We start from the raw sequence: 23,064 nt of genomic DNA, 5'->3' as shown, positions 1-23,064 counted from the left end.
TGCAATCCGGAAACCATGCCCAGCCTGGACATCCTCTCGAAAGTCGACTTGCAGATGCTCGACAATGCCGTGAACGTGGTGAAGCGCGAGATCGACAACCGCTACGACCTGCGCGGCACCAACAGCACCGTGGAGCTCGATAGGAAGGCCCTGACGATCAAGGTGAGCACGGAGGACCACATGAAGCTCGATGCCATCGTGGACATCCTGCTCGAGCGAAGCGGCAAGCAGAAGGTGGATGTGCGCAGCTACGACCTGAAGGAGGAGCCCGTGCCCAGCGGCAAGACCTTGTACCGCATCATCAAGGTGAAGCAGGGCATCGAGCGGGAAACAGCGAAGAAGATCGTGAAGGCCATCAAGGACAGCGGCCTGAAGGTGCAGCCGCAGATCATGGACGACCTGATCCGCGTGAACGGCAAGAAGATCGACGACCTTCAGGCGGTCATGGCCTTGTGCCGCCAGCAGGATTTCGAGCTGCCCCTGCAATTCGAGAACATGAAGAGCTGAAGCATGGCCCGCAAGCGGCAGAAGCGGCCCGAATGCCCCAACTGCGGGCTAGCGCTCCGCACTGAGGACAACTTCTGCGCGCGCTGCGGCCAGGAGAACCACACGCACAAGATCCCGGTGCGGCATTTCATCGTGGACCTTCTGGGGGGTCTGTTCAATTTCGACACGAAGCTGCTGCGCACCCTTCGCGACCTCTTCTGGCCCCCAGGTCTCGCCACGCGCAACTACAACGAGAACAAGCGGGCGCGATACGTGCCGCCGCTCAGGCTATACCTCTTCACCAGCCTCTTGTACTTCGTGGCCATCGCCTGGCTCCCGGAGCCACCGGATGATCCCACGAAGTCGAGCAGCGGCATGCGCTTCACCGCTGGCGCAGACTCAACCACGGAACGCCTCACGGACCTCGCGCGCCAAGGCAGGCTAACGGACGCTGTCATCGACAGCGTGCTGATGGCCGGCGGTGACGAGCCTACCGCTCTCGGTCGGAACCTGCTGCGCTCAGCGATGCATCTGGAGGCTGGTGGCAGCGGGGCATTGGACGAATACACATCAGCCTTGCGCGAGAATTTCGCGAAGGTGATGTTCGTGCTCCTGCCCCTGTTCGCGCTGCTGCTCAAGCTGGTGCATTGGCGCTGGAAGCTCTATTACACGGAGCATCTTGTATTCGCGCTCCATTACCACACGCTGTTCTTCTTGCTGCTGCTTGTGACAGCTTCCATCACGGGACTTCTGTGGTCTGCGTTCGACACCCCATTCGAGCTCACGGCATTGGCAATTGGACTGGGCATTGGCGCGCTGATGCGCATGATGCGCACCGTGTACCGGCGTCCATGGGGAGTCACGATCCTGAAGAGCCTCATCGTGCTGATGGCCTACTCCATCCTTGTTGCGGTTGGTTTCGCCGCAGCAGCCGTGGGAACTATCGCGCTTTCCTAGGCAGCGCATCACCCTCGCCGCACGTCATCCCATCAGAAATCCCGCGTATGAAGGCGAACCTCACCCTCCTCGGCCTGCTGCTCACCGCTATCCTTAAAGCGCAGACCTACTTCTACATCGACCAGATCTCGATTGTGCCGCCGAACCCCACCACTTTGGATGAGGTGAGCATCCAACTCATAGGAAACCTCAGCAGCAGCGGCTCCTACATTGTGAGCGCTGACGCTCAGGTGAATGGCAGCATCGTTGCACTCACAGTGACCGCAGCGAGCACAGGTGGGCTCACGGTCCTTGTCCCCCACACGGAGACCATCTCAGTCGGGCAATTGCCTGCCGGTGATTACACCATCGCATTCACGCTGAACTCGTTCGGGATACTCGATGGTGCACCTGTGCCGCAGCACGCATTCACCGTGACCGGGGGAGACCCATGCTCGAACCTCGAACTTGTCTCGGTGCAATGGCACGCCTTCACAGATACCGCCATCGTGGTGCATGTGCAGAACAGCAACACGGTGAATGAGCTGTTCGATTACCCCAATTTCATACTCTTCGACGCAAGTGGCGACACCTTGGCCAAGGAGACCGTGAACTTCTTCGGCATCGGTGAGGACAGCTGGCATGCGATGCGCGTGATGGACGGGGTGGAGGTTCCTGATTCGCCGTTCAATGGCAGGCTGGAACTGTGGATCGGCTTCACCACGGATATGGCCTGCTCATGGGACCTGGAGTTCGATCTGTGCCCGCCGCCACCTTGCGTGACCGTGTACCCCAGCATCGGGAATCTCGGCGGTGCGCTGATCACCGCCAGTTATGACTGGGTGATCTACAACGGGCCTAGCGTTGCCGCCATGGGCCAGTTCACCTTGGCCGATGCGCAGCAATCCGATGCCGACACGATCTGCCTGCCTCCGGGCGATTACGTGATGGAGGTGAGTCCGCTCGGTCCTCCTGCAGGAGGCAATCCCATGTACATGGTTGCGGCCGATGGCTGGCAGAGCACCGAAGCCTGGCCTGTTTCATGGTCGTTGCCAATCGGGCTCGATTTCGCTGTGCATGAACCTTGCATCGACGGCACCAATGGCATGGCTATGCTGCCGGTGATGAACACCTCAGTGGTCCCGGTTCCGGATGGAATCCTCATCCGGCGATCCGACGGAACCCCTGTGGGGACCGTGCGATTGCTCGATTCGCAGGGCCGAACTCTTCTGAGCGCTTCAGGCTCCGGCAACGAACTTGTGCTTGCGGGCGAATGGACCGGGCTCCTGCTCGTCTCGTTGCCCGAAGGGGTCGCCAAGGTGATCCGCTGAAACGGCGGAACCCGCCTTACGGGGCGGGTTCCTGGTATTCCGGTCTCCAGGCTTACGGGCCTGGAAGGGGGCTTCAAACGCCGTTGGGCCTCGCCCCTTGTGACCGGATATGCCGTTGGTCCCTTACCGGACCTGAACCTGCAACGCGAGCATCGTGCCGGATGTTGCGATCAGCGGATAAAAAAGCGCTCGCGCACCGCAATTCCGGTGGCATGGGTGCGCTCCTCGAAGCGCACCTCACCATCATTGCTTACAAGTATGACCGTTGAGCAGCGCGTGCCATAACCAGGCATGTCGATGCGGATGCTGCTCAACGCGCGCTCGCGTGCAAGGTCGAGGCCGGTGTCGGGGAGTTCCGCATCGCTTGCGCTGCGATCATCCGCAAGAATGCTGAAAAGCGTATCCAATCCGGGCTCCTCTGATTCCAAGACGTCGTGCATGGCGCTCACCGCCCTGCGAACCTTCGGCCAAGGCGTGTTGAGCAATGCGTTGCTCAGGCCATGCACCCCCGGCGGTATGCGTTCATCCGCACCCGAGACATTCGAACGGCAACGGAGGTCCTCCACAGGCCCATGAAGCAGGTTGTAGCCTTCCATCGGTGCATGGTCCAAAGGAGGCTCAGCAAGCAGCGCATCCCGGACCAATAAGCCCCGCGAGGGACCGTTGACCGGTGCACGGCGCAAGTCACGGAAATTGGTCACTGCGGAGAATCGCCCTAGCGTGGTGATGCCCATCCAGGTGCCATGCGCCTTGAGGTCGCGACCGGCGAGTATCAGAGGATGGTCCGTCCAGAAGTGCGCCGGATCAGCCCTGCGATCGAGGAATTCGTCGCGGTTAGCTGCAAGGATGAGCGGGTATCCTGGATGGACCTTGTATGCGAAAGTGATGAGGCACACGCCGCGAATCTACCGGCGCTGGGTCCAAGGGCGTTCAAAGGACCGACTCGCCACGCAGGAACATGACGAAGATGAAGGTCATGAGGAAGTGATGGAAGAGCAGCATGGTTGCTGCGAGCGCCAGGATCTGCTTCCCGCTCCTGGAGAGCTCAGGGAATAGGAGCTTATTGTTGATCGCAATGATCGGCAAGGGGATGGTCGCAAGCAGGAAGGTGATGGCCAGCACCTTGAAGAGCACCACATTCTGCAGCAGACCGAAGAACAAGTGGGCATAATAGAAGATGAAACCCAGTGTGGAGAGTATCCCCAAACGCATGAAGAGGCGGGCCTCGGCGAGCATCTTGGTCTTGTTTTCCATGAGGATGACGCACCGCTTCAACGGGGTTGCGCATCGTCGGTTACACTTTTTCAACAGCCTCGATCCGGAGGAAAAGGCGCGACAACCCTAGACGCGCGCAGTGTTCCAAGGGTTGCCAGACCCGCTCCGGCAGCGAACCATGGCCATGGGTAGTGCTGCGGAACGTAGTTCCGGCCTTGCATCAACGCTTTGGCGCCGGCATCACCCAAGCTGGAAACGCTGGCGAGTGCATTGAGGCCCTCGACACGCAAAAGGGGGTCAATGGTGAAGGACACGATCATGAGCAGAGCGCCGCTGATCAAAAGGGCCCACGAAGCGCCGTCCAATCGGTAATGCAGAGCTCGCGACCGACCCCGGAGGATCACCAGGGCCAGGGTGATCAAACCGATGGAGATCACGCACGGCGCCCACACCGGCCCCACCCACGGCACCGGAATAAGGAACAACAAGTCGCGGCTCATCAGGCTCGATGGCCATCCGAGAAGCACTTTCAGCCATACGTAGTAGAAGATGTCCCATACACCGAAGCCGAAGCAGAACCAAGCGAAGCGCTCCAATGCGGAGCGCGTGAGCAGTGCTGCCGGTGCGAGCAGCATGAGGATGGTGGCAGCCTCACGGACCACCTCTGTTCCGATGAGCGAGCGCTCCATAGGCACCAACGGGAAATCGAAGCCCGACGGGTAGTATAGCGCGCGCAGATACACCACCACGGCGCTCTCCAGGCAGGCCATGGCAACGTAAAAGGCGGTCATCCAGACGAAAGCGCGGCGGATGTCAGGGCGCATGCACGAAGTGGAGATCGGCGAGCAGCCCGCGATGGTCGCTGCCGGGGATTTCGAAGGAGTGGATGGTTGAGGCGCGTATCGGGCCTCGCACGAGCGCATGATCCAGCGGGATGAACGCGAGCGGGCCGATGGAAGGCCAGGTGGCCATGCGTGGATGATTCAATGGACGGAGCCCGCTGTCAGCGCAGAGCCGCCGATAAGCATCGTCCCAATGCACCGTGTTCAAGTCGCCGATGAGCACGGAGGGCAATGCGCTCCGCGCGATCCGATCGGCAAGTGCGCCCAGCTGGGCATTGCGTCGTGCGAACTGGCCCGGGCTGCCCGGCGAAGTGGCATGCGCGATGAGCAAGCGCACCCTTCGGCCATCGGCTTCGACTTCGGCCTCGATGAACGGAGCGCCCGCCAGCACGATCACCCGGGCATTATGAAGCGGCAAGCGGCTGAAGAGCGCAATGCCGTAACAATTGGTGCGCGGCATCACCAGTTGGTAGCTGAAATCCTCACCAAGCCCTTTGCCAAGCGCTGCCGCCCATTGCGGGCTCACTTCCTGCAAGCTCACCAGGTCGGCATCGGCGTGCCTGATGGCCGCGAGCACATCCGCATGCCGCGAATTCGGCTGCAGCACATTCAGGTGCGCGACGCGCAGGTCGGGCGATCCGGTCGCTTCAACCATGTCGAGACCGGGCATGTGCAGCACCGGCAGCAGCATCGCCGATGCCATCGCGGAGGAAAAGGAGGCCCACCACCACCGTTTCCAAAGTACCACGAGCGCCGTGACCCCGAAGCCGATGGCCCACCATAGCGTGAATGCACGCGCCAACATGGTTAGGTACGCATCGGGCGCGAAGGCCAGACCGCAAGTGAGCGCGAGCAGCAGCGAGGAGAAGATGAGCTGACGTCGATGATTCATGGGTTCGCTTGCTGTTCCGCCTCCAGCTTCTGGATCCGCTTCAGCACCAGCAACAACGGCAAGGCGCCGAATACGCCGAAGGAGGCATCGACGCAGCGCCAGAAGAAGGGGATATCGCGAACGGGCGCCCATGCGAATGCCAGCAGCACCACCAAGCCGCAGCTCCACAGTCCCCACTCCACCACCCATTTGTTACGGATCGGATCACGATATGGGCCTATGAAGGCCAGGCCGATCAACACATGCGCGAAGGCGAGCCAGTCAGTGCCGTAGAAGAGGATCGGATAGGTGGCATCGACATGCGCAACGGCATCGGCGGCGTGCGACGCCCATTGGTGAAGAGGGCCGCCGAACGGATCGGTCCAAGCTTGAAGCAGGCCCGTGAGCCGGACCAAGGGCACTGCTGTGAGGCCGCTGAGCACCAGCGCGACCACGAAGCCGGCCAGCCAGCACCGGATGTAGCGCAGGTCCTTCATCGCGGGGCAAGGATCGACTGTTCGTTCAGTGCAGCCATGGTCCTCGCATCAGCCCACGTCCATTCCTGCCATTGCAGGGCATGCATGCGCATCATGAAACGGTCGCGCTTCGCATCGAGCGCATCGCGGAACGCTTGCGGCTCCAGATGATCCACCCATCGCACACGGTTGTTGCGGTGCCGCGCCATCTGCTGCTCCACCAGGTCAAAATTGGCGTAAAGCAGCGGCAACACCTTGTCGCTCATCGCGAGGTAGTTGTCGATGTCAATCTCGCCTGGGTTGCCGTGCTCCAGGTTCACGCGCACGATGAGCCGGTCCCAATCGACGGTGGTGAGGCCGATGAGCACCGCGAACGCCGCCCACGTGTTCACTCGAAGGAGGTAGTAGAGCGTTCTGCGCTCCTTGACTTTGAGGAAGAGGGTGATGAGCCCCACCACCATGAGCAGCAGGAAGACGATCACGCCGATTCGCAGGTAGGCCAGGCCGTGGAAGCTGATGTAATGCCAGTTGCGCAGGAACACCGAGACGCCGAGCACCGCGTTCTGCGCCACCCAGAGCAGGGCCAGCCGCTTCAGCCAGGGATCCCGCTGATAGAAGTTCTGATTGCCGCGGAAGTACCAGAGCACCACCACCATGCTGAGAAGGATGCTGAAGATCAGCGCATAGGTGCCTTCATGCACGAATTGCTTCAGGCTGAAGCCTTCGGGCACCTGGAAGCCGAACCACACCCAGTTGATGTCTATGGCATTCACCACGGCGAGCAAGGGATTCACGAGCACCAGCAGGATCACTGCGCGCCGTCGCTCGCGCTCCAAGGAGTTCATGGATAGCGGCGCCATCCAATGCGGACGCCGCACCCGCATCCGCCGCATGAGGTCATGATGCTGTTCCTCCCATTGCAGCACGAGATTCGGCGCGAAGCGGAAGAGCAGGCCAGCACAAACGAAAGCGCCGAAGAGCCAGAAGAGCACATGCGCCGTGAAGATGACCGAGAAGAACTCCGAGACCGCCTCCCATAGTCCTTCGAGGAACCCGGCAGTGAGGTGATCGAACTTCGGATTGCCCACCCGATAGAGTTGGAAGAAGATGACGAGCACGATCACGGGCAGCACCGTCAATCGCGCCCAGCGCCATCCCGAGCGCGCGGCCGATCGCTCGGGAGCAACAGTGCCGATGCCGTCGAAGGCCGTTATAGGGAGCGTGACATAGTTGCCCAGCGCTTGTCCCATGGCGAAGGGCAGGCTGCGAAGTCCCGGTTCCCCGGCAAGCGCCGCGAACCAGAGCAAGCAAAGTACCGTCGCAATCGGCGCTACGACGCTGTGGTGCACCACCACCATGACCGAGGCGATGAGCACACCCAGCAAGGCCCATCGCGCCGGCCACGAGAGCTTGCTCCAACCCACGCGATGCACGACCAATGCGCTCATCAGCAGCGCGAAGAGGCAGAGGTTGGCGCCAAGCGCAAGCTGATAGAAGAGGCGATCGAAGATGAAGGCAGTTAGCAGAGCGATGATGAGCGTGGACCGCGCTTGGATCCAATTGGCAATGGCATTCATGGGTCAGGGTTTGGGGATGAGGCGCTCGATGGCGTCGAGATGGTCACGGAATGCGCGGCTGCCAGCAGCGGAGGCCTTGTAGCTGGTGTTGGGGCGCTTGCCGATGAATCGCTTGCGCACCTGCACGTACTTCAATTCCTCCAAGGCCGCCAGGTGGCTCGCGAGGTTGCCGTCGGTAACGCTCAACAGCTCCTTCAATTGCGCATGGTCCACCCATTCGTTCACGGCGAGCACGGCCATGATGCCCAAGCGCACCCGGCTCTCGAAGGCCTTATTGAGCTGCTCGATCATGCTTCTGCTCCGCGCTCATGGCGCAGGTACATGAGCCCGCCATAGAAGATGTGCAGCACCCCGAAGCCGAGCGCCCAGAAGAGCAGGCCGGCATCGGCCCAGAAAGCAGCCACCACGCCGAGCGCCATTTCGCTCAGCCCGAGCCATCGGACCTCATCGAGGGTGTACTTCGATGCGTTGAGCAAGGCCACGCCGTAGAACACCAGCGTCGCCGACGGTACCAGATGAACAGCTCCATTCAGGATGAGTGCCAAGGAGAAAAGCCCACCTCCGATCAGCGGGAGAAAGAGGTTCACCGCCATGCGGCGCGCGCTCGCATCCCAAAGGCCCTGGCCTGTTCGCTTGCTCCGCCGCCACGTGAACCACAGCGCCCCTAGCAGCGCCACGAGGAGCACGATGGCCGCATCGGTCATCAGGAAGGCCACATGGTCCCACCAGCGCTGCTCGAAGCCCAGCCCCCCCCCGAATCGGAAGCTGTTCCGATTCAGACCGCCCATATCGGAACCCGACCAAAGCAATGCCTTATGATGCTCGCGCGCCGCGAAGGCCCCGGCCAGCGCCGCAACACCCGCGATCACGCCGCTGAGGCCGCTGAGGCTGAGGAAGCGCGTACTGCGGTCCATGAGCCCACGGATGCGGGCAAGCTCGTCGAGGTGATCCTTCTCGTTCATGAGCAAAGTACTTTGTACTGCAAAGTAACGACATGCGACCGCGATCCGTATGCAGCAGGCGGAAAAAAATCAGTGAACCGCCAGCGCGGCCAGCGCTACCCCAGCGATCACGGCCACGAATCGAGCGGCGTTGAAGCGGTGATCGGGCGCGCTCTCGAAGATGATGGTGGTGCCGATGTGCAGCAGCATGCCGATGGCGAGCCCGAGCATGCGATGCAGGAAGCGGCCGTCCATCCAATCACCGGCGAGCATCCCGCTGCCGATGCCGAGCGGCGCGGCCAACGCGAAGAGCACCAGCATGAGCCAGCTCGATGCCGATGGCACACCGGACCGGAGCAGCACGGTGGCAAGGGCGATGGCCATGGGCACCTTGTGCAGCACCACACCTGCAAGGAAGGGGATGTTGCCCGATACATCCGGGTCGGCGAAGGGCATGCCCTCGGTGAACGAATGAAGGCAGAGGCTCGCGAGCGTTATCCAAGGCAGCGCGTGGCTTTGCCCAGCGTGCATGTGGATGTGCCCGTGCTCGATCCCTTCACTGAAGAACTCCAGCACCACTTGCAGCAGGAAGCCGCCGAGCACCCATGCGCCGATCATGGCACCTTCTTCTTCATAGAGCTCCGGGAGCATGTGCAGGAACACCACGCTCACGAGGAAGGCGCCGCTGAATGAGAGCAGCAATCGCAACCAGCGCTGGTCCGGGCTCAGCAGGCGCACGGCCGCACCGGCCAGCATGGGCAGCGCGAAGAAGATGAGGACGACGATCCAGGTCATGCGAGCGGCTTGCGGGCCCAAAGAACGAAACGGGCGGATCGTCCCGGGTCGAAGGGGAGCGTACCGGGGCCATCGCTCCGGTCAACCACCTGCAATCCGGCCTTCACGACCATGGCCTCGATCTGCGATGGCCGTAAGGCTTGAACACGCTCCTCGAAAGCGTGCGTGCATCCGCCGTCGCTCAGCGTGATCCGTTTCACGAGCACCTCCCCTTCCACCTTGCGCTGCACGTGGAAGGTGAGCCCACCGGCGATGATCGATTCCGACTCCACCAGGTCTCGGAGCACCACGGGCGTGTTCATGAAGTCAAGCACGAAGCGGCCACCTGGAACAAGCATGGCGAATACGGCATCCATCACGCGCTGGTCATCCGCAAGGTCGTCGAAGTACCCCAGGCTGGTGAACAGGCAGCAGATCCCCTCGAATCGTTCGCGGGGCAAGGCTTCACGCATGTCGTGCACCAGGAAATCGCCGTCAGGGACAGCGATCCTCGCTTCCGCGATGCTCTCCTCGGAGATATCGGCACCCGTGACCTGCATGCCTCTTGCGGCGAACCACCGGGCGTGACGCCCACGACCGCACGCCAAGTCGAGAACGCGCGCATTCGGCTGCAGGACCCAACGGGCCAGGATCGCATCCACCCACGCCTCCGCCTCGGCCTCATCGCGGTGACCATAGAGCAGCTTGTAGTACGGGGTGCCGAACCAGTGCTTGTACCAGCCCATCGGAGCGGCGAATGTAACCGGGGGCTTCGGTCAAGGCTGACACCAGCGCGTGGATAACTCCGGGAGCGCTGCAACGGCGGCCAGCACCTGCACAGCCTTGCTTTGTAAGGCTCTCCGACCATCCTGCATGTCCGACCTGCTCGAACGAATTCACGATCTCTATGACGAACTGGAGAAGCACCGCGTGATGCTCTCCTTCAAAGGCGGGCTATCGCCCGACCTGATCACGGTGCTGCTCAATCTGGTGGAGCGAAAGCTCGACGGAATGGAGCCGGACGCGAAGTCGCGCAAGCGTGTGTTCAACGTGGTGGTGGAGTGCCTGCAGAACCTGTATCACCATAACGGGCATCTTCGCGCAGCCAGCGAAGGCATTGAGCCAACCGCCGAGCCGCATGGCGTGGTGATGATCGCTCGCACGGATACCGGCTATTCCGTGCTCACAGGCAACTTCATGCATGGCGGCGACGTGGATCAGCTCAAGAGCCATCTCGACCGGATCAATGCGCTCGATACCGATGCACTGCGCGAATGGTACCGAGCAAAGCTCGCCGATGGGAAATACTCCGAAGCTGGCGGCGGCGGCCTGGGCATGATCGATATCGCACGGCGCAGCGGCGGGAAACTGGGCTATGCATTCGTGCCCTATGACAAGGACAGCGCCTTCTTCAGCCTGAATGTCAACGTGAACACCTAGACCTGAACACCATGGAACCGCTCCAACTCGAAGGAAGCCCAAAGACCCCGCATGTGCATTTCGACCCGGTCACGGGCCTATTGGAGCTCAAGGGCCGCTCCATCCCGGAGAACAGCATCGATTTCTACAAGCCGCTGATCGATTGGATCGAGAGATACAGCCGCACCCCGAATCCGAAGACGGCCCTGCATGTGCAGCTCGAGTACTTCAACACCAGCAGCAGCAAATGCATCCTCGATGTGTTCAAGCGCCTGGAACCCATCCGCAGCGCCGGCAATGAAGTCACGGTGCTCTGGCACTACGAGGCCGATGATGAGGACATGCTCGAGGCCGGGGAGGATTATTCGGGGATCATCAACATCCCGTTCAAGATGATCCAGATCGCCGAAGTGAACGGCGACTAGCGCGATTTGCGCACAGGAACCGGCAGCAGGCGGCCGATCTTCTTGAACAGCTCCATATGCAGGGCACCGCAGAGCATCAGGGTCATGATCCAGATGACCAGCACGTTGGCGGCCAGCGTGCTGATCGGCGCTCCGAAGAGGAGCTTGGCAGGGGCATAGAAATGAGCGCTGAGCAGGCCTCCGCCTTGCGGCTCCATGTAAACGGGGTCGCTCTTGCGGATCAGCTCGCCATCGTGCTCCACGATCACGCGCAGGTCGTTCTTATTGGTCACGATGTCGGCGAGCCCGTCGTTCCGGTGCGCGTCAAGCAGGGCGAAGTACGCCGCTCGCGCCTCGGTCGTGGCTGTCAGCTCGGCAATGCGCTGCTCCTTGGCGCGCTCGGCTTCCTTATACACGCTGCGGTAGTGCTTGGTGAGCAGCTCCAGTGATTCTGCAACGGCCGCGATCGCCGCGGCATTCACCTTTTCCGGCGCGAGCATCGCCAGTTCCGGCACATTGAAGCCTGCTAGCTGGCGCTCTTCCCGGCTCAATTCATCGCGCAAGAGGGCAAGTGAGGCGGCCAGTTCGGGCTCACCGCCTGCGCGGCCATCAACTGCGGCCTGCGCGCGGTCCAAGTGGTTACGGAGCTCGCTCAGCCATAGATCCTTCTTCCAATTGGCGGTCTTCATCCGTTGGTCGAACGCGTAGAATTCACGCTCATAGGGATTCTCCTTGAACTGGGTCACCGCGAGCGCCTCGTAGGCCCAGCGGCTGGCCATCACGTTGCCGATCCAGGGCACGCTCTTCTCCGAGGCGAAGAGCGGGTGCAGGCGATCGAACTTCACGATGATCCCGCTGAAGAGCAGCTGCGGGATGATGAGCACTGGGATGAGGATGTAGATCACTTTGGCGCTGCTGAAGCTCGCGCTCACATTCAGTCCGAGCGCATTGGCGAAACAGCTCGCGCTGAAGAGCACCAGCCAGTGCGCCCAGCCCAGCGATGCGATGCCAAGAACTGCATTGCCCACCAGCACGAAGAGGCCCGTTTGGATGGCCGATATCGCGAAGAGCAGGCCGAGCTTGCTCACCAGGTAGCTGAGCCAGCTGAGGTCGAGGAACTTCTCCCGCGCCAGGATCTTGCGGTCGCGCAGGATCTCTTCCGCGCTCACGGTGAGCCCCAGGAACAGCGCCACGATCACCGCGATGAAGAGGTACTGGGGCATGTTGGCATTGGTGCGGTACACGTAACCGCCATCGCCGGCATAGCGAAGGAAGAACGACATGAAGAAGGCCAGCACGGGCGCTTCGAGCAGGTTGATGAGGACGTACTGCCGGTTGGCCAGCTTGCTGAGCAGGTCGCGCTTGAAGTACACGCGCAATTGGCGCAGCCGTCCGGGGATGGCGAACGTGCTCTTCGGCACGAAGCGCTCATCAGGCACCTGCGCCACGCGCACCGCCATCTGTGCGCGGAACACTTCGTTCCAAGCGTCTGGGCTGATGCGGCGCTGATCGGTCTCGCTTCCGTACTGGTCAACGAGCCGTGCCTCCAGGATCTTGAAGATCTGCTCGGGATTCACGTTGCCGCACGCCGCGCATTGGCCCTGCTCGCTATCGACCTGCCCAGTGACGCGCTTGAAGTACACGACGGCATCGACGGGGTCACCGCAGTAAACGGGGTGCCCCTCCTGGTCCATGAGCAGCAGCTTATCGAACAGCTTGAAGATGTCCGATGAGGGCTGGTGTATGACCACGAAAACGACACGCCCGCGGAGCGCGAGCTCCTTCAGCAGGTCCATGATGTTCTCGCTATCGCGCGAACTCAACCCGCTCGTAGGCTCATCCACGAAGAGCACGCTCGGCTCGCGGATCAGTTCCAGGGCGATGTTCAGCCGCTTGCGCTGGCCACCGCTGATGGTCTTCTCCAGGGGGCTTCCCACCTTGAGGTCCTTCGTCTCGTAGAGTCCCAAGGTCTGCAGCATGCGCAGGGTGCGCTCGGCCACTTGCGCATCTGTCTGGTCACCGAAGCTGAGCTTGGCGTTGAAGAACAGGTTCTGGTAAACGGTGAGCTCCTCGATGAGCAGGTCGTCTTGGCTCACGTGGCCGATCACCCCCCGGATCCGATCGCGCTCACGGTGCACATCGATGCCGTTGATGGTGACGCGGCCGCGCGTTGGCACCAGGTTGCCGTTGAGCAGGTTGAGCAAGGTGCTCTTGCCGCTGCCGCTGCCGCCCATGATGCCGATGAGCTTGCCGCTGGTCTCGGCCAGGTGCAGCTCGTGAAGGCCCATGCGCCCATTCGGGAATTCATACTCGATGCCATCGGCGCGGAACACGATGCGGGGCCGGCCCTGCTTGGCCATGAAAGCCTGCAGGATGTCGCTGTAGTAGATGGGCACCCCGCCAGGAGGCCGCATGCTGCTTCCGTTCTCAAGCACGTAATGGCCGCCAGCGCCCACGCGCTGGCCATTGAGCAGCAATTCGTCACGGCCGCTGTAGCGCATCACATACAGGTGCACGCTTGGCACATGCAGCACGCGGACCTCGCCATCCAGTCCGTGCGCATGCAGGTGCTTGGCCGATACCAGGCCGCAGGTGGCCGCGCTGTTTATGTATAGCAGTTGCTCCGCATCGAGGCGCTGTTCCTCTTCTGCGCATACGAAGGCACGGCAGCGCGCGAATTCAGGCTGCGCGATGTTGAACGTATCAGCCACGATGGCCACGAACTCATCCTCTTGGGGGCTCACGATGCCATCGGCGTGGATGAACTCGAGCAGGTGCATGAGCACCACGAACTTCTGCCGCTGATTGAGCTCCTCGTTCACTTGGGTGCAGATCTTCAGGACCTTCACCGAATTGAGCGAGGTGCGCTTGCGAGCAGCACGACCGGTGCCCATGCCGTGGAAGGCTTGCACGAACGCTTGGTAGCGCGCCATGTGCGCTGCTGCGGTCTCCGGGCTGAATTGCTTGCGCAGGAAGCGCTCGAGGATGGCCGCGTTCTCCGGGCGCGCGCCGAGGCCCACCGCCTCGCCCCTGGCGACGATCGCGAACAGCTGCAATAAGGCCTTGAGTATCTTCTCGCTCATGCGCACCGCCCCAGCCGGGATCCAAGCAGGTCCCAAGAAGAGCGCCCCTCTCAACGGGAGGGGCGCCCAAAGTTCCGGCTGGACGCGCTAGCGCTTGAAGCCGATGAGCATCACAGCGCACCCGCTGCCCGCCTTGCTGGGATCGAGCGTGGCCTCCACCAGTACATCCAGTGTGCTGGCAATGGCCAGGTCCCAATAAGGCGCGTTACGATGGTCCTTGTTGGTGAAGAGCAGGTTGCGCTCCTTGGCCGTGTCGTACACGCTGAAGATCAGGTTCCCATCGGTGTCTCCGCTGCAGGCCGCTACACGGTACGTGGTGCCGCCGAACAACGTGAGGCCGAACTCGGCCACCTCATCGCCCTGCAAGAGCGCGCGGTAGAACTGGCCATCGGGGATGTAATTGGCTGCGATGTGCTGCTCGCAACGGGCCGCTATGCCCTGGCATATGCCCTGAGCGCCAGCGGAGGCGGCGGCGGAGACCAGCAGGAGTGCAAAGAGGGTGCGTTTCATGGTCAAGCGAGAATCATGTTGCGCAAGGCGGCCACCTTGGCGGCGATGGCGGCGAGCTGCTCGGGGCTCACCTCCGCAGTGCTCTTGCTGTTGATGTAGGTGGTCATCTTCGCGGCGTCGGTCACTGGCGCCTCAAACACGTATGTGGTCTTCACGGCTTCCATCTCCTGGCGCAATTCCTTCAGACCCTTCATCAGCGCATCGCTCGCGCCATCGCTGTTGATGCCGTCGACCACCGTGAGAAGGCCATCGAGGGTGCCCTTCTGTTCGCCGATGCGCGCTAAGAGCGCAGGGCTCTTGGCCGCGGCGGGATCCGCCAGCGTGAGGTGCATGCCCTCCACCCATCCGCCAGCAAGCACCCAAGCGCTCACGTCCAGAGCGTCATTCGCCTTCAAGTACTGATCAGCGGCGCGGAAGGCCATGCCGCTGAAGCGCAACAGGCTGTCCTCGCTGCCCATGTTGGCCTTGAACCGTTCAACAAGGGCCTTGTCGAAGGCATTGTTCAATTCAAGCTTGGCGCTGAGCCGTTCAATGGTCTCCAAGGTAGCCAGCGCGCGCTGCGCATCGCGGTGCACGGTGGCGTAGGACATATCGGCCCCGTACACGCCCATCATCATGGCCTGGGCCATCCGGGCGGTCATGGCATCGCCTTTCTCCAGCGGAGCGGTCAGGTCCTTCTGGTACTTGAGGCCCGCCTCCTTGATAGCGATGGCAGCCTGGACCGGAGAAGGCACGCTGAAGAATCTGCCACCGATGCCGATCAGTTCGGATTCTTTATCGGTGGCCTGCGTTGAGAGCGAATCGTTGCCCGGCGTGGAGCCAGGTTCGCCGCCGCCGCAAGCGGCTAGCAGCAGAGCGAATCCCGGCGCGAGCAGGGCAATGCGTTTGGGTTCCATTCGATTCATGGGTGGAGATGCGGTGCCGAAGGTAGAAGCGGCTTCCGCGGGCATTCTGAGCACCGGTGGGCAGTTTTCAACACGGAAGGCCTAGCCGCCCGTGGCCCATGCCCGCAACCGCGAGCCATGAAGGGCATACCAGCCAATGAAGCCGTAGAACGGGACAAGGAGCCAGTATGCGGATTGGGAAGCGGCTGCGCCAGCGCCCGACGACATGGCTGTCCAGACCGGCATGGCCAACGCGCCTCCGAGAATCGCCATGATGAGCAGGGCCGATCCCGTCTTCAGCGCAGAACCGATGCCATCGACCGCCAAGGGCCAGATGGCCGGCCACATCAAGGCATTGCCTAAGCCCAGCAAGGCCACGAAGACCACCGACACCGGGAGGTCGACCCAATTCAGGCGCAATCGCGCGAAGTCCATCACCGGGAACATGGTGGCGCTCTGAGGATCGGATACGAGCACTCCAGCGACACAAGCCAGCGCGCACAACGAAGAAAGCGCCAACGCCCACCGCTGTGACAAGCAGCGCGGGATGAGCGCAATGCCGATCACATAGCCTACAAGCATGGCGGATAGCGTGACGCTGGTGAGCGACTTGGCGATGTCGAGCGGGGTGCCGAGACGCTCAGCGTACACGGCAATGCTGTCTCCGGCCAGAACCTCGGCCCAGACATACACCAAGAGCGCAGCGACCCCGAGCACCAATTGCGGATGCCTCCATGGGGAAGCTCCGTTCCGGGATGCGCCTGTCTCTTCCTCTTGCAAAGGAGGCAACGGTGAAACCCGGATCAGCACCGCAGCGGCCAAGAGGCCTGCACCGAGCACCGTGTACGGCATCACGACCAGGCGTGCCCGCTCATCGAGCAAGAGCGCTCGCGCAGGGCCTTCCAGCGTGAGCAGGTCGGCTTTGAGCTGATCAGCATCGACAAGGATCAACGCCCCCAGGATGAAGGGCGCCACGATACCGCCCAGCTTGTTGCAGATGCCCATGATGCTGATCCTCTTGGCTGCGCTGGCGATCGGCCCGATCACGGTGACGTACGGGTTGCTGGCCGTTTGCAGCACGGCGAGCCCGGTCCCGATGGTGAAGAAGCCCGTAAGGAAGAGGCCTGCCGAACGGGCGTGCGCTGCGGGGATGAACAGGAAGGCACCCACGGCCATCACGGCGAGGCCGAGCGCCATGCCGTTCTTCATGCCAGTTCGCCTCAACAGCACCGAAGCTGGAAGCGCCATCACGAAATAGGAAGCGTAGAATGCGAATGGCACCACGATGCTCGCCTCGAAATCGCTCAGCTCGCAGGCGATGCGCATGAAGGGGATCAGCGGCCCATTCAGCCAGGTCACGAAGCCGAAAAGGAAGAACAGAACGCCCAGGATGATGATGGCCGTTGCCGTGCCGCGCGAATTGGTGCTCATGCGGCGGTGAAAGTACCCGTGGCCTTATCACCATGCCCGGCTCCGTCGGCCCTCCGCCAACATCCACCTGTGCGATCGCTACCAGTTCACGGCCCGCTTGTAATAGCGCGGGAACCGGATCCGCTTGCGCATGGCGTGGTAGTACCGGCTCCACATCGGCGTAGGCTGCTCATATACCGAGGCGCTCAACGTTTCGCTAGGCACCTCTAGCTTCTTCTTGTTTTCCTTCATGCGTGCCATGCCCCCTAGACAATCGAACCGCCTGCTTTGTTGCCCTGGAGAGCAGAACTGAACAAGCACATTGACACTTGCATGACGGATGATCGCCGGGATGCGCTGCGCGATCACCTTTGCCCAATGCCTCGCTTCGCCGATGTGATCCTGCCGCTCGCCGTGCCTGGACGCTTCACGTTCAGCCTGCCAGAAGGAACTGAAGTGAAGTCGGGCATGCGCGTGGCGGTGCCTTTCGGGCGCGGCGGAAAGCTCTACGGCGGGCTCGTGCGCCGGGTGCATGACGAAGCCCCCATCACCAGCACCCGCGAGATCCTCTCCGTGCTCGATGCCGCGCCCATCGTCACCGAGCGGCAATTCCTCTTGTGGGAGCGCATCGCCGAGCACTACCTGTGCACGCTGGGCGAAGTGATGATCGCCGCCTTGCCCGGGCAGCTCACCCTGAGCAGCGAGACGCGCATCGTGGTGAATCCCTTCATCGCGGAAGAGCCGGTGCGAACCGACCGCGCTGGGGTGCTGATCGCCGCGCTCCTTGAACGCGAGGCGTTAAGCATGAAGGAAGCCGGGGAGCTGCTCGGCTTGAAGGACCCCATGCCCGCGGTCAAGCGCCTGATCGATGAAGGCGTGGTGACCGTGGAAGAGGAATTGCGCGAAGCCTGGAAGCCCCGCACCCTGACCTATGTGAAGCTCACTGATGCGGCGCAAAGCGAAGAAGCGCTTCACCAATGGTTCGACAAGCTGGAGAAGAAGGCCCCCAAGCAATTGCACCTGCTCATGCGCTATGTAGAGCTGAGCCGCTGCATGAGCGAACATCCGCTCGAAGTGGAGAAGAACAGACTGCTGCACCTCAGCGGCTCCTCCCCCGCTGCGCTGAAGCCCTTGATCGAGAAAGGCCTCTTCGAGACCTATGAGCGCGAAGCCGGCATGCCCGCGCAAGCGCTCATCGACAAGGCCGGTCCAACGCTCTCCGCCGCGCAAGCATCAGCGCTGGATCAGGTCCGCACCGGGCACGCCGTTAAGGATGTCGTGCTGCTGCGCGGCGTCACCTCTTCGGGCAAGACGGAGATCTACACCACGCTCATCGACGAGGCCGTGCGCGATGGCGGACAAGTGCTCTACCTGCTGCCGGAGATCGCGCTCACCGCGCAGATCATCGAGCGCCTGCGGGCGCGCTTCGGCGAGCTCATCGCAGTTTACCATAGCCGCATGTCCGCGCGTGATCGCGCCGAGCTCTGGATGCGAATGGCCCAGGGCACGGACGCGCCGCCGATCATCGTAGGCGCACGCTCGGCGCTCTTCCTCCCCTTTCGCGGATTGAAGCTGCTGGTGGTCGACGAAGAGCACGATCCCAGCTACAAGCAGCACGAGCCCGCGCCGCGCTACCACGCGCGCGACATGTCCATCGTGCTCGCATCCCTGCACGGCGCCAAGACCATGCTCGGCAGTGCTACGCCCAGCCTAGAGAGCCGGTACAACGCGCACTCGGGCAAATACGCATACGCGGAGCTGCTCTCGCGCTACGGCGACGTCGCCATGCCCATCATCACGTTGGTTGACCTCCGCGATGCCCAGCGCCGCAAGCAGATGCGCGGCCACTTCAGCCAGCCGCTCATCGATGCGATCGATGCCGCGCTGAAGAAGCGCGAGCAGGCCATCCTCTTCCAGAACCGGCGCGGGTACGTGCCCGTGTGGCAATGCGAGAGCTGCGCCTTCGTGCCCAATTGCGACCACTGCGATGTGAGCCTCACCTACCACAAGAAGCTGCATCAGCTGCGCTGCCACTATTGCGGAAGGACCTATCCGCCGCCCACGCAGTGCGCGCAATGCGGCAGCAACCGCTTGCGGATGATCGGCTTCGGCACCGAGAAGATCGAGGAGGAGCTCGCGGGGATCTTCCCGGAGGCGCGCATCGCCCGCATGGACCAGGACACGGTGCGGGGCCGTCAGGCGCTCGACCGTATCCTCACCGGCTTCGCGCAGGGCGCCATCGACATCCTCGTAGGCACGCAGATGGTGACCAAGGGCCTCGACTTCGATCAGGTCACCACCGTGGGCATCCTCAGCGCCGACAGCCTCTTGCGCTTCCCCGACTTCCGCGCGCACGAACGCGGCTTCCAGCTCATGGCCCAAGTGGCGGGCCGCGCGGGCCGAAGGGACAAGCCCGGCAACGTGATCATCCAAGCGCATGAGGTGCGCAATCCCGTGCTCGACCTGGTGACGCGGCACGATGTGGAAGGCTTCTACCAGCGCGAGATCGAGCACCGCCGCACGCACGGATACCCGCCCTTCCTGCGCGTGCTGGCGCTCACCCTCCGCCACCGCAACGAGGAGCGCGTGGCCGCAGCCGCAGCCGATCTGGCCTCAGCGCTGCGCGAGCACTTGGGCGATCGCGTGCTCGGCCCTGACATCCCAGCCGTGGCCTGGGTGAAGGACCGCCACATCCGCAACCTGCTGGTGAAGCTGCGCCGCAGCGCGCATCACGAAGAGAAAGCCTTCGTGCGCGAGTGCATCGATCGCGTGTTCGCCTTGCCCCAGCACCGCGCCGTGCAACTTGTGGCGGATGTGGATCCGGTGTGAGCTCAGCGCTCCACGGCCACGCGCAACGCTGCGCGGCCGCGCGGATCAACCAGCTCGATCAGATACAGGCCTGGCGGAACCGAAGAGGCATCGATCCATGACTCTGATGCACCATCGGGCATGATGCCATGGTGCAACGAACGGCCATCGGAAGCGATCAATCTGAATGACGCGCTGCCATCCGTTGCGGCTCGTGAGATCCGCAAACGACCGCTCGCCGGATTGGGCGCGATGCTCCAGCGGCCATTGTCGTGCTCCTCAACGCCGATCCCTCCGCACGGCCATTGAAGCGCATCGAAGACCCCCTTCGCCAAGAGCAGCGCCGGGAAGGCGCAGCCGTTGTGATCGAGGCCGGAGCCCGCGCTGACCGCCTGCACATCCGGAGCGCCATTGGCCTGCATGGCATCGCGCGCCACGATGCTGTTCTGGTAGAACACATGGTCATCTGCTTCGCAGTAGAACATGCGCAAGCGCGACTGGGGCGTCCAGTCGTAGAGGTCGTTATCGCGCAGCGCCTGGCGGAAGGGATGATCCGGATCATCGATGAAGGCTTGCAGCATGGAAGGCACCAGGATCTGGTTGGGGATCTCGGGCATGATGTCATCCACGACACCGGAGCCATTGTTCCCTTGGAAGAGCGGCGGCAACTCCGTGGCCCAAGGCTCCTGCACCACCTCGTCCACCTCGTCGTAGAGCCACGGGTACACATGGCCATAGGACAAGAGCACGTATGGCAGGTAATACGGCGCGGGGTAGGGCTCATTTGCGATGATCACTTCGGCCTGCACGCCGCTGGCATCGTAAGGCCCGCTGCACGGTGCTGCGGCAGTGACGGTGAACTCATCAGCATGCGCTTCCTGCAGGAGCTTGTGCGTGGCCATGCACGCGTGACCGCCCTGTGAGTATCCGGTGAGGAAGAGCTGCCCATTCAACTCAACGCCCTTCGCCGCGCACAGCTCGCGGGCGGCGCGCAGCGCATCGCGGCCGGCGGTGGCCTCACTGGCAGCGTGCATGTACGGATGCGGTCCGGGGCCATCGCCGAGGCCTAGGTAGTCCGGCAGCACGGCCACATAGCGGAACGCGCTGAGGTAGTAAGCCACGACGATCTCATCGCTGAGGCGCGAGGGCACGCCTTCGCGGTTCAGCACGGTGCCATGCATGTACGCGGCCATGGCATGCGTGCAAGGCGTGTTCACCGGAAGCGCCACCGCCGCGCTGGCGATGGTGGGCTGCCCGAAGGGATCGACCGTGTTGTACACCACGCGATAGGTCTCGATGTCATTGTCCGCACCAGCGATGCCCTGATCGGCCAACTCGGCGATGGTGAATGACGAGATCAGCGAATCGCTGATGAGCACTTGCGCTTGCAGCACGCATGCATTGACCAAGGCGATGGACAGGAACAGACGCTTCATGAGCGGCAAGGTAGCCGCTCATTCCGAAGGTGCAAATCCCGCAGCCGCGCAGAGCGCCGGCCAGATACCCAGCTCCGGTGCTTGGGCTGCTACCCGAATAGATTCTCCGGTGAACGGATGCACGAACCGGATCTCGCGCGCATGGAGCCCGATGCTCCTGTCCTTCTCCCCTCTTCGCGCGCCGTACTTCACATCGCCCTTGATCGCATGGCCCCAAGCTGAGAGCTGCGCGCGGATCTGGTGGAAGGCGCCGCCTTCGGGCATGCACTCCACCAAGCTGTAACGATCGCCCCGTGCAAGCACCTGCACCTGCGTGCGCGACGCCTCATCGCCTTGCACTTCGCTCACGCGTGCCCTCCGATTGGGAGCATCCTGCGCGAGCCGGTGCACCAAAGCCACGGAGCCCTTCTCCTCAACCCGGCCTTCCACGATGGCCCAATAGCGTTTCTCCACACGCCGCTCGCGGAAGAGCGCTTGCAGGGCCTTGTTGGCCTCGGCGGTTCGCGCAAGCAGCACCACGCCGCTCACAGGACGGTCGATGCGGTGCACGAGTTCCAGTGCCGGCTCCTTGCGCTCGATCCGCACCAACGAGAGCAGGTCCTCATCGCCTGTTGGATCGGCTTGCACGGGCACGCCTGCGGGCTTGCGCACGGCAAGCAGCCAAGGGTCGCTGAAGAGAACCGGTATCGATGCTGGGGCCATGATCACACGACAACGGGTCATCCCAGCGAAAGCCGGGACCGGTGCGGCAAAACGCTAGTACTGCTCCTTCGCGCTGGGGAAATCCTTGCTGCGCACATCGCGCACGTAGCCGCCCACGGCATCGGAGATCACCGTGTGCAGATCAGCATAGCGCCGCAGGAAGCGAGGATTGAATTCCTTGTTGATGCCCAGCATGTCGTGCAGCACCAGCACCTGGCCATCGACACCGCCGCCCGCGCCGATGCCGATCACGGGGATGCTCACGCTCTTGGCCACCTCTTCCGCGAGCTTGGCCGGGATCTTCTCGAGCACCAGCGCGAAGCAACCGGCCTCTTCCAGGAGCTTGGCATCCTCACGCAAGCGCTGGGCTTCCATCTCCTCTTTGGCGCGCACCACGTAAGTGCCGAATTTGTAGATGCTCTGCGGCGTGAGTCCCAGATGCCCCATCACGGGGATGCCCGCCGTGAGGATCCGCTCGACGGATCCGATCACCTCACGCCCGCCCTCGAGCTTCACGGCATGCGCGCCGCTCTCCTTCATGATGCGGATGGCGCTGTTGAGCGCGCCCTTGGTGTTGCCTTGATAGGTGCCGAAGGGCAGGTCGACCACGATGAGTGCCCGCTGGCAGCCGCGCACCACGGCGCCTGCATGGTAGATCATCTGATCAAGCGTGATCGGCAAGGTGGTCTCGTGCCCGGCCATCACGTTGCTGGCGCTGTCGCCCACCAGGATCACATCGATGCCCGCCGCATCGACCAAGCGCGCGAGCGAGTAATCATAGGCCGTGAGCATGGCGATGGGCACGCCTCCGGACTTCATTTCCTGCAAGGTGTGCGTGGTGACGCGCTTGGCGTCGGCGGATCCGGTGCTCATGCTTCCATGGATGGGTGGCGAAAGCTAGCCCGCGCCGCTCATGGCCCACAGCAGGCCGTTGGTCAAGCCGATCAGGCTGGGAAGCT

At 62.5% G+C, this 23,064-nt stretch carries 24 protein-coding genes; 6 read left to right on the top strand and 18 right to left on the bottom strand.

Going from position 1 to position 23,064, the window contains the following annotated elements; all coding sequences use genetic code 11:
* Window positions 1-15: 15 nt before the first annotated feature.
* Genes IPK70_05720 through IPK70_05710 form a run of 3 tightly spaced genes read left to right on the top strand, consistent with a single transcriptional unit; the run spans window position 16 to window position 2,753 of the window.
* Window positions 16-507: a YajQ family cyclic di-GMP-binding protein gene (locus IPK70_05720; GenBank protein ID MBK8226656.1), complete on the top strand. Its 492-nt coding sequence runs from the start codon at window positions 16-18 to the stop codon at window positions 505-507.
* A gap of 3 nt (window positions 508-510) precedes the next feature.
* Window positions 511-1,443: a DUF3667 domain-containing protein gene (locus IPK70_05715; protein MBK8226655.1), complete on the top strand. Its 933-nt coding sequence runs from the start codon at window positions 511-513 to the stop codon at window positions 1,441-1,443.
* Window positions 1,444-1,490: 47 nt separating this feature from the next.
* Window positions 1,491-2,753: a hypothetical protein gene (locus IPK70_05710; protein MBK8226654.1), complete on the top strand. Its 1,263-nt coding sequence runs from the start codon at window positions 1,491-1,493 to the stop codon at window positions 2,751-2,753.
* A 170-nt stretch (window positions 2,754-2,923) separates the two neighbouring features.
* Here the strand turns inward: IPK70_05710 and IPK70_05705 are convergent, their stop codons facing one another.
* The 10 genes from IPK70_05705 to IPK70_05660 all read right to left on the bottom strand — a co-directional run bounded on the left by IPK70_05705 (window position 2,924) and on the right by IPK70_05660 (window position 10,195).
* The gene (locus tag IPK70_05705; protein MBK8226653.1) at window positions 2,924-3,649 is read right to left on the bottom strand and encodes an NRDE family protein; all 726 of its coding nucleotides are present in this window, start codon (window positions 3,647-3,649) and stop codon (window positions 2,924-2,926) included.
* 34 nt (window positions 3,650-3,683) lie between these two features.
* On the bottom strand, window positions 3,684-4,007 hold the full coding sequence (locus IPK70_05700; GenBank protein MBK8226652.1) for a hypothetical protein: 324 nt from the start codon (window positions 4,005-4,007) through the stop codon (window positions 3,684-3,686).
* 50 nt (window positions 4,008-4,057) lie between these two features.
* The gene (locus IPK70_05695) at window positions 4,058-4,792 is read right to left on the bottom strand and encodes a hypothetical protein (GenBank protein ID MBK8226651.1); all 735 of its coding nucleotides are present in this window, start codon (window positions 4,790-4,792) and stop codon (window positions 4,058-4,060) included.
* Window positions 4,782-5,702 carry an endonuclease/exonuclease/phosphatase family protein gene (locus tag IPK70_05690; protein MBK8226650.1) on the bottom strand — a complete coding sequence of 307 codons (921 nt, stop codon included), beginning with the start codon at window positions 5,700-5,702 and terminating at the stop codon, window positions 4,782-4,784. Before IPK70_05690 ends, IPK70_05695 begins: the two co-directional genes overlap by 11 nt.
* Entirely contained in the window at window positions 5,699-6,178 is a 480-nt protein-coding gene (locus IPK70_05685; GenBank protein ID MBK8226649.1) for a hypothetical protein, read from the bottom strand. The genes IPK70_05690 and IPK70_05685 overlap by 4 nt, the downstream gene beginning before the upstream one ends.
* A complete protein-coding gene (locus tag IPK70_05680) occupies window positions 6,175-7,734 on the bottom strand; it encodes a DUF4173 domain-containing protein (GenBank protein MBK8226648.1) in 1,560 nt (519 codons plus the stop codon). Before IPK70_05680 ends, IPK70_05685 begins: the two co-directional genes overlap by 4 nt.
* A gap of 3 nt (window positions 7,735-7,737) precedes the next feature.
* The gene (locus IPK70_05675) at window positions 7,738-8,025 is read right to left on the bottom strand and encodes a transcriptional regulator (GenBank protein ID MBK8226647.1); all 288 of its coding nucleotides are present in this window, start codon (window positions 8,023-8,025) and stop codon (window positions 7,738-7,740) included.
* Window positions 8,022-8,696 carry a hypothetical protein gene (locus IPK70_05670; GenBank protein ID MBK8226646.1) on the bottom strand — a complete coding sequence of 225 codons (675 nt, stop codon included), beginning with the start codon at window positions 8,694-8,696 and terminating at the stop codon, window positions 8,022-8,024. Before IPK70_05670 ends, IPK70_05675 begins: the two co-directional genes overlap by 4 nt.
* Window positions 8,697-8,765: 69 nt before the next feature.
* Window positions 8,766-9,470, bottom strand: a complete 705-nt coding sequence (locus IPK70_05665) for a ZIP family metal transporter (protein MBK8226645.1) — start codon at window positions 9,468-9,470, stop codon at window positions 8,766-8,768.
* Window positions 9,467-10,195 (bottom strand): methyltransferase domain-containing protein, encoded by a 729-nt coding sequence (locus IPK70_05660; GenBank protein MBK8226644.1) that lies wholly within the window; start codon window positions 10,193-10,195, stop codon window positions 9,467-9,469. The genes IPK70_05665 and IPK70_05660 overlap by 4 nt, the downstream gene beginning before the upstream one ends.
* A 127-nt stretch (window positions 10,196-10,322) precedes the next feature.
* Here IPK70_05660 and IPK70_05655 point away from each other — a divergent pair, with 127 nt between their 5' ends.
* On the top strand, window positions 10,323-10,889 hold the full coding sequence (locus tag IPK70_05655) for a hypothetical protein (GenBank protein MBK8226643.1): 567 nt from the start codon (window positions 10,323-10,325) through the stop codon (window positions 10,887-10,889).
* Window positions 10,890-10,900: 11 nt separating this feature from the next.
* The gene (locus tag IPK70_05650) at window positions 10,901-11,293 is read left to right on the top strand and encodes a DUF1987 domain-containing protein (GenBank protein MBK8226642.1); all 393 of its coding nucleotides are present in this window, start codon (window positions 10,901-10,903) and stop codon (window positions 11,291-11,293) included.
* Here IPK70_05650 and IPK70_05645 read toward each other — a convergent pair.
* The 5 genes from IPK70_05645 to IPK70_05625 all read right to left on the bottom strand — a co-directional run bounded on the left by IPK70_05645 (window position 11,290) and on the right by IPK70_05625 (window position 17,420).
* Entirely contained in the window at window positions 11,290-14,355 is a 3,066-nt protein-coding gene (locus tag IPK70_05645) for an ATP-binding cassette domain-containing protein (GenBank protein MBK8226641.1), read from the bottom strand. The genes IPK70_05650 and IPK70_05645 overlap by 4 nt on opposite strands.
* 87 nt (window positions 14,356-14,442) lie before the next feature.
* On the bottom strand, window positions 14,443-14,865 hold the full coding sequence (locus IPK70_05640) for a hypothetical protein (GenBank protein ID MBK8226640.1): 423 nt from the start codon (window positions 14,863-14,865) through the stop codon (window positions 14,443-14,445).
* Window positions 14,866-14,867: 2 nt separating this feature from the next.
* Entirely contained in the window at window positions 14,868-15,761 is an 894-nt protein-coding gene (locus IPK70_05635; protein ID MBK8226639.1) for a hypothetical protein, read from the bottom strand.
* Window positions 15,762-15,851: 90 nt separating this feature from the next.
* Complete coding sequence (locus tag IPK70_05630; GenBank protein ID MBK8226638.1) at window positions 15,852-17,180, bottom strand: sugar MFS transporter; 1,329 nt, start codon at window positions 17,178-17,180, stop codon at window positions 15,852-15,854.
* A gap of 78 nt (window positions 17,181-17,258) precedes the next feature.
* Window positions 17,259-17,420 (bottom strand): hypothetical protein, encoded by a 162-nt coding sequence (locus IPK70_05625; protein ID MBK8226637.1) that lies wholly within the window; start codon window positions 17,418-17,420, stop codon window positions 17,259-17,261.
* 117 nt (window positions 17,421-17,537) lie between these two features.
* Here IPK70_05625 and priA point away from each other — a divergent pair, with 117 nt between their 5' ends.
* The gene (gene priA / locus IPK70_05620; protein ID MBK8226636.1) at window positions 17,538-19,988 is read left to right on the top strand and encodes a primosomal protein N'; all 2,451 of its coding nucleotides are present in this window, start codon (window positions 17,538-17,540) and stop codon (window positions 19,986-19,988) included.
* A 2-nt stretch (window positions 19,989-19,990) separates the two neighbouring features.
* Here priA and IPK70_05615 read toward each other — a convergent pair whose 3' ends face one another.
* From IPK70_05615 to panB, 3 genes are read right to left on the bottom strand one after another with little or no spacing between them, the layout of a single operon-like run.
* Window positions 19,991-21,403 carry a T9SS type A sorting domain-containing protein gene (locus tag IPK70_05615; GenBank protein MBK8226635.1) on the bottom strand — a complete coding sequence of 471 codons (1,413 nt, stop codon included), beginning with the start codon at window positions 21,401-21,403 and terminating at the stop codon, window positions 19,991-19,993.
* Window positions 21,404-21,421: 18 nt separating this feature from the next.
* The gene (locus tag IPK70_05610) at window positions 21,422-22,105 is read right to left on the bottom strand and encodes an RluA family pseudouridine synthase (protein MBK8226634.1); all 684 of its coding nucleotides are present in this window, start codon (window positions 22,103-22,105) and stop codon (window positions 21,422-21,424) included.
* A 54-nt stretch (window positions 22,106-22,159) separates the two neighbouring features.
* Entirely contained in the window at window positions 22,160-22,978 is an 819-nt protein-coding gene (gene panB, locus IPK70_05605) for a 3-methyl-2-oxobutanoate hydroxymethyltransferase (GenBank protein ID MBK8226633.1), read from the bottom strand.
* Window positions 22,979-23,064 lie beyond the last annotated feature (86 nt).

It is taken from the genome of Flavobacteriales bacterium, from assembly GCA_016712535.1.
GTDB lineage: Bacteria > Bacteroidota > Bacteroidia > Flavobacteriales_F > PHOS-HE28 > PHOS-HE28.
This window is presented reverse-complemented; position numbering and strand designations above follow the sequence as displayed.

What these genes read in the sequence shown, in the direction of transcription:
- IPK70_05685 (MBK8226649.1), bottom strand. Translation starts at nt 6,178, where the DNA reads ATGAAGGACCTGCGCTACATCCGGTGCTGGCTGGCCGGCTTCGTGGTC.
- IPK70_05645 (MBK8226641.1), bottom strand. Translation starts at nt 14,355, where the DNA reads ATGAGCGAGAAGATACTCAAGGCCTTATTGCAGCTGTTCGCGATCGTC.
- IPK70_05615 (MBK8226635.1), bottom strand. Translation starts at nt 21,403, where the DNA reads ATGAAGCGTCTGTTCCTGTCCATCGCCTTGGTCAATGCATGCGTGCTG.
- IPK70_05625 (MBK8226637.1), bottom strand. Translation starts at nt 17,420, where the DNA reads ATGGCACGCATGAAGGAAAACAAGAAGAAGCTAGAGGTGCCTAGCGAA.
- IPK70_05660 (MBK8226644.1), bottom strand. Translation starts at nt 10,195, where the DNA reads ATGGGCTGGTACAAGCACTGGTTCGGCACCCCGTACTACAAGCTGCTC.
- IPK70_05670 (MBK8226646.1), bottom strand. Translation starts at nt 8,696, where the DNA reads ATGAACGAGAAGGATCACCTCGACGAGCTTGCCCGCATCCGTGGGCTC.
- IPK70_05720 (MBK8226656.1), top strand. Translation starts at nt 16, where the DNA reads ATGCCCAGCCTGGACATCCTCTCGAAAGTCGACTTGCAGATGCTCGAC.
- IPK70_05650 (MBK8226642.1), top strand. Translation starts at nt 10,901, where the DNA reads ATGGAACCGCTCCAACTCGAAGGAAGCCCAAAGACCCCGCATGTGCAT.
- priA (MBK8226636.1), top strand. Translation starts at nt 17,538, where the DNA reads ATGCCTCGCTTCGCCGATGTGATCCTGCCGCTCGCCGTGCCTGGACGC.
- IPK70_05690 (MBK8226650.1), bottom strand. Translation starts at nt 5,702, where the DNA reads ATGAATCATCGACGTCAGCTCATCTTCTCCTCGCTGCTGCTCGCGCTC.
- IPK70_05700 (MBK8226652.1), bottom strand. Translation starts at nt 4,007, where the DNA reads ATGGAAAACAAGACCAAGATGCTCGCCGAGGCCCGCCTCTTCATGCGT.
- IPK70_05640 (MBK8226640.1), bottom strand. Translation starts at nt 14,865, where the DNA reads ATGAAACGCACCCTCTTTGCACTCCTGCTGGTCTCCGCCGCCGCCTCC.
- IPK70_05630 (MBK8226638.1), bottom strand. Translation starts at nt 17,180, where the DNA reads ATGAGCACCAATTCGCGCGGCACGGCAACGGCCATCATCATCCTGGGC.
- IPK70_05635 (MBK8226639.1), bottom strand. Translation starts at nt 15,761, where the DNA reads ATGGAACCCAAACGCATTGCCCTGCTCGCGCCGGGATTCGCTCTGCTG.
- IPK70_05610 (MBK8226634.1), bottom strand. Translation starts at nt 22,105, where the DNA reads ATGGCCCCAGCATCGATACCGGTTCTCTTCAGCGACCCTTGGCTGCTT.
- IPK70_05675 (MBK8226647.1), bottom strand. Translation starts at nt 8,025, where the DNA reads ATGATCGAGCAGCTCAATAAGGCCTTCGAGAGCCGGGTGCGCTTGGGC.
- IPK70_05665 (MBK8226645.1), bottom strand. Translation starts at nt 9,470, where the DNA reads ATGACCTGGATCGTCGTCCTCATCTTCTTCGCGCTGCCCATGCTGGCC.
- IPK70_05710 (MBK8226654.1), top strand. Translation starts at nt 1,491, where the DNA reads ATGAAGGCGAACCTCACCCTCCTCGGCCTGCTGCTCACCGCTATCCTT.
- IPK70_05655 (MBK8226643.1), top strand. Translation starts at nt 10,323, where the DNA reads ATGTCCGACCTGCTCGAACGAATTCACGATCTCTATGACGAACTGGAG.
- panB (MBK8226633.1), bottom strand. Translation starts at nt 22,978, where the DNA reads ATGAGCACCGGATCCGCCGACGCCAAGCGCGTCACCACGCACACCTTG.
- IPK70_05695 (MBK8226651.1), bottom strand. Translation starts at nt 4,792, where the DNA reads ATGCGCCCTGACATCCGCCGCGCTTTCGTCTGGATGACCGCCTTTTAC.
- IPK70_05680 (MBK8226648.1), bottom strand. Translation starts at nt 7,734, where the DNA reads ATGAATGCCATTGCCAATTGGATCCAAGCGCGGTCCACGCTCATCATC.
- IPK70_05715 (MBK8226655.1), top strand. Translation starts at nt 511, where the DNA reads ATGGCCCGCAAGCGGCAGAAGCGGCCCGAATGCCCCAACTGCGGGCTA.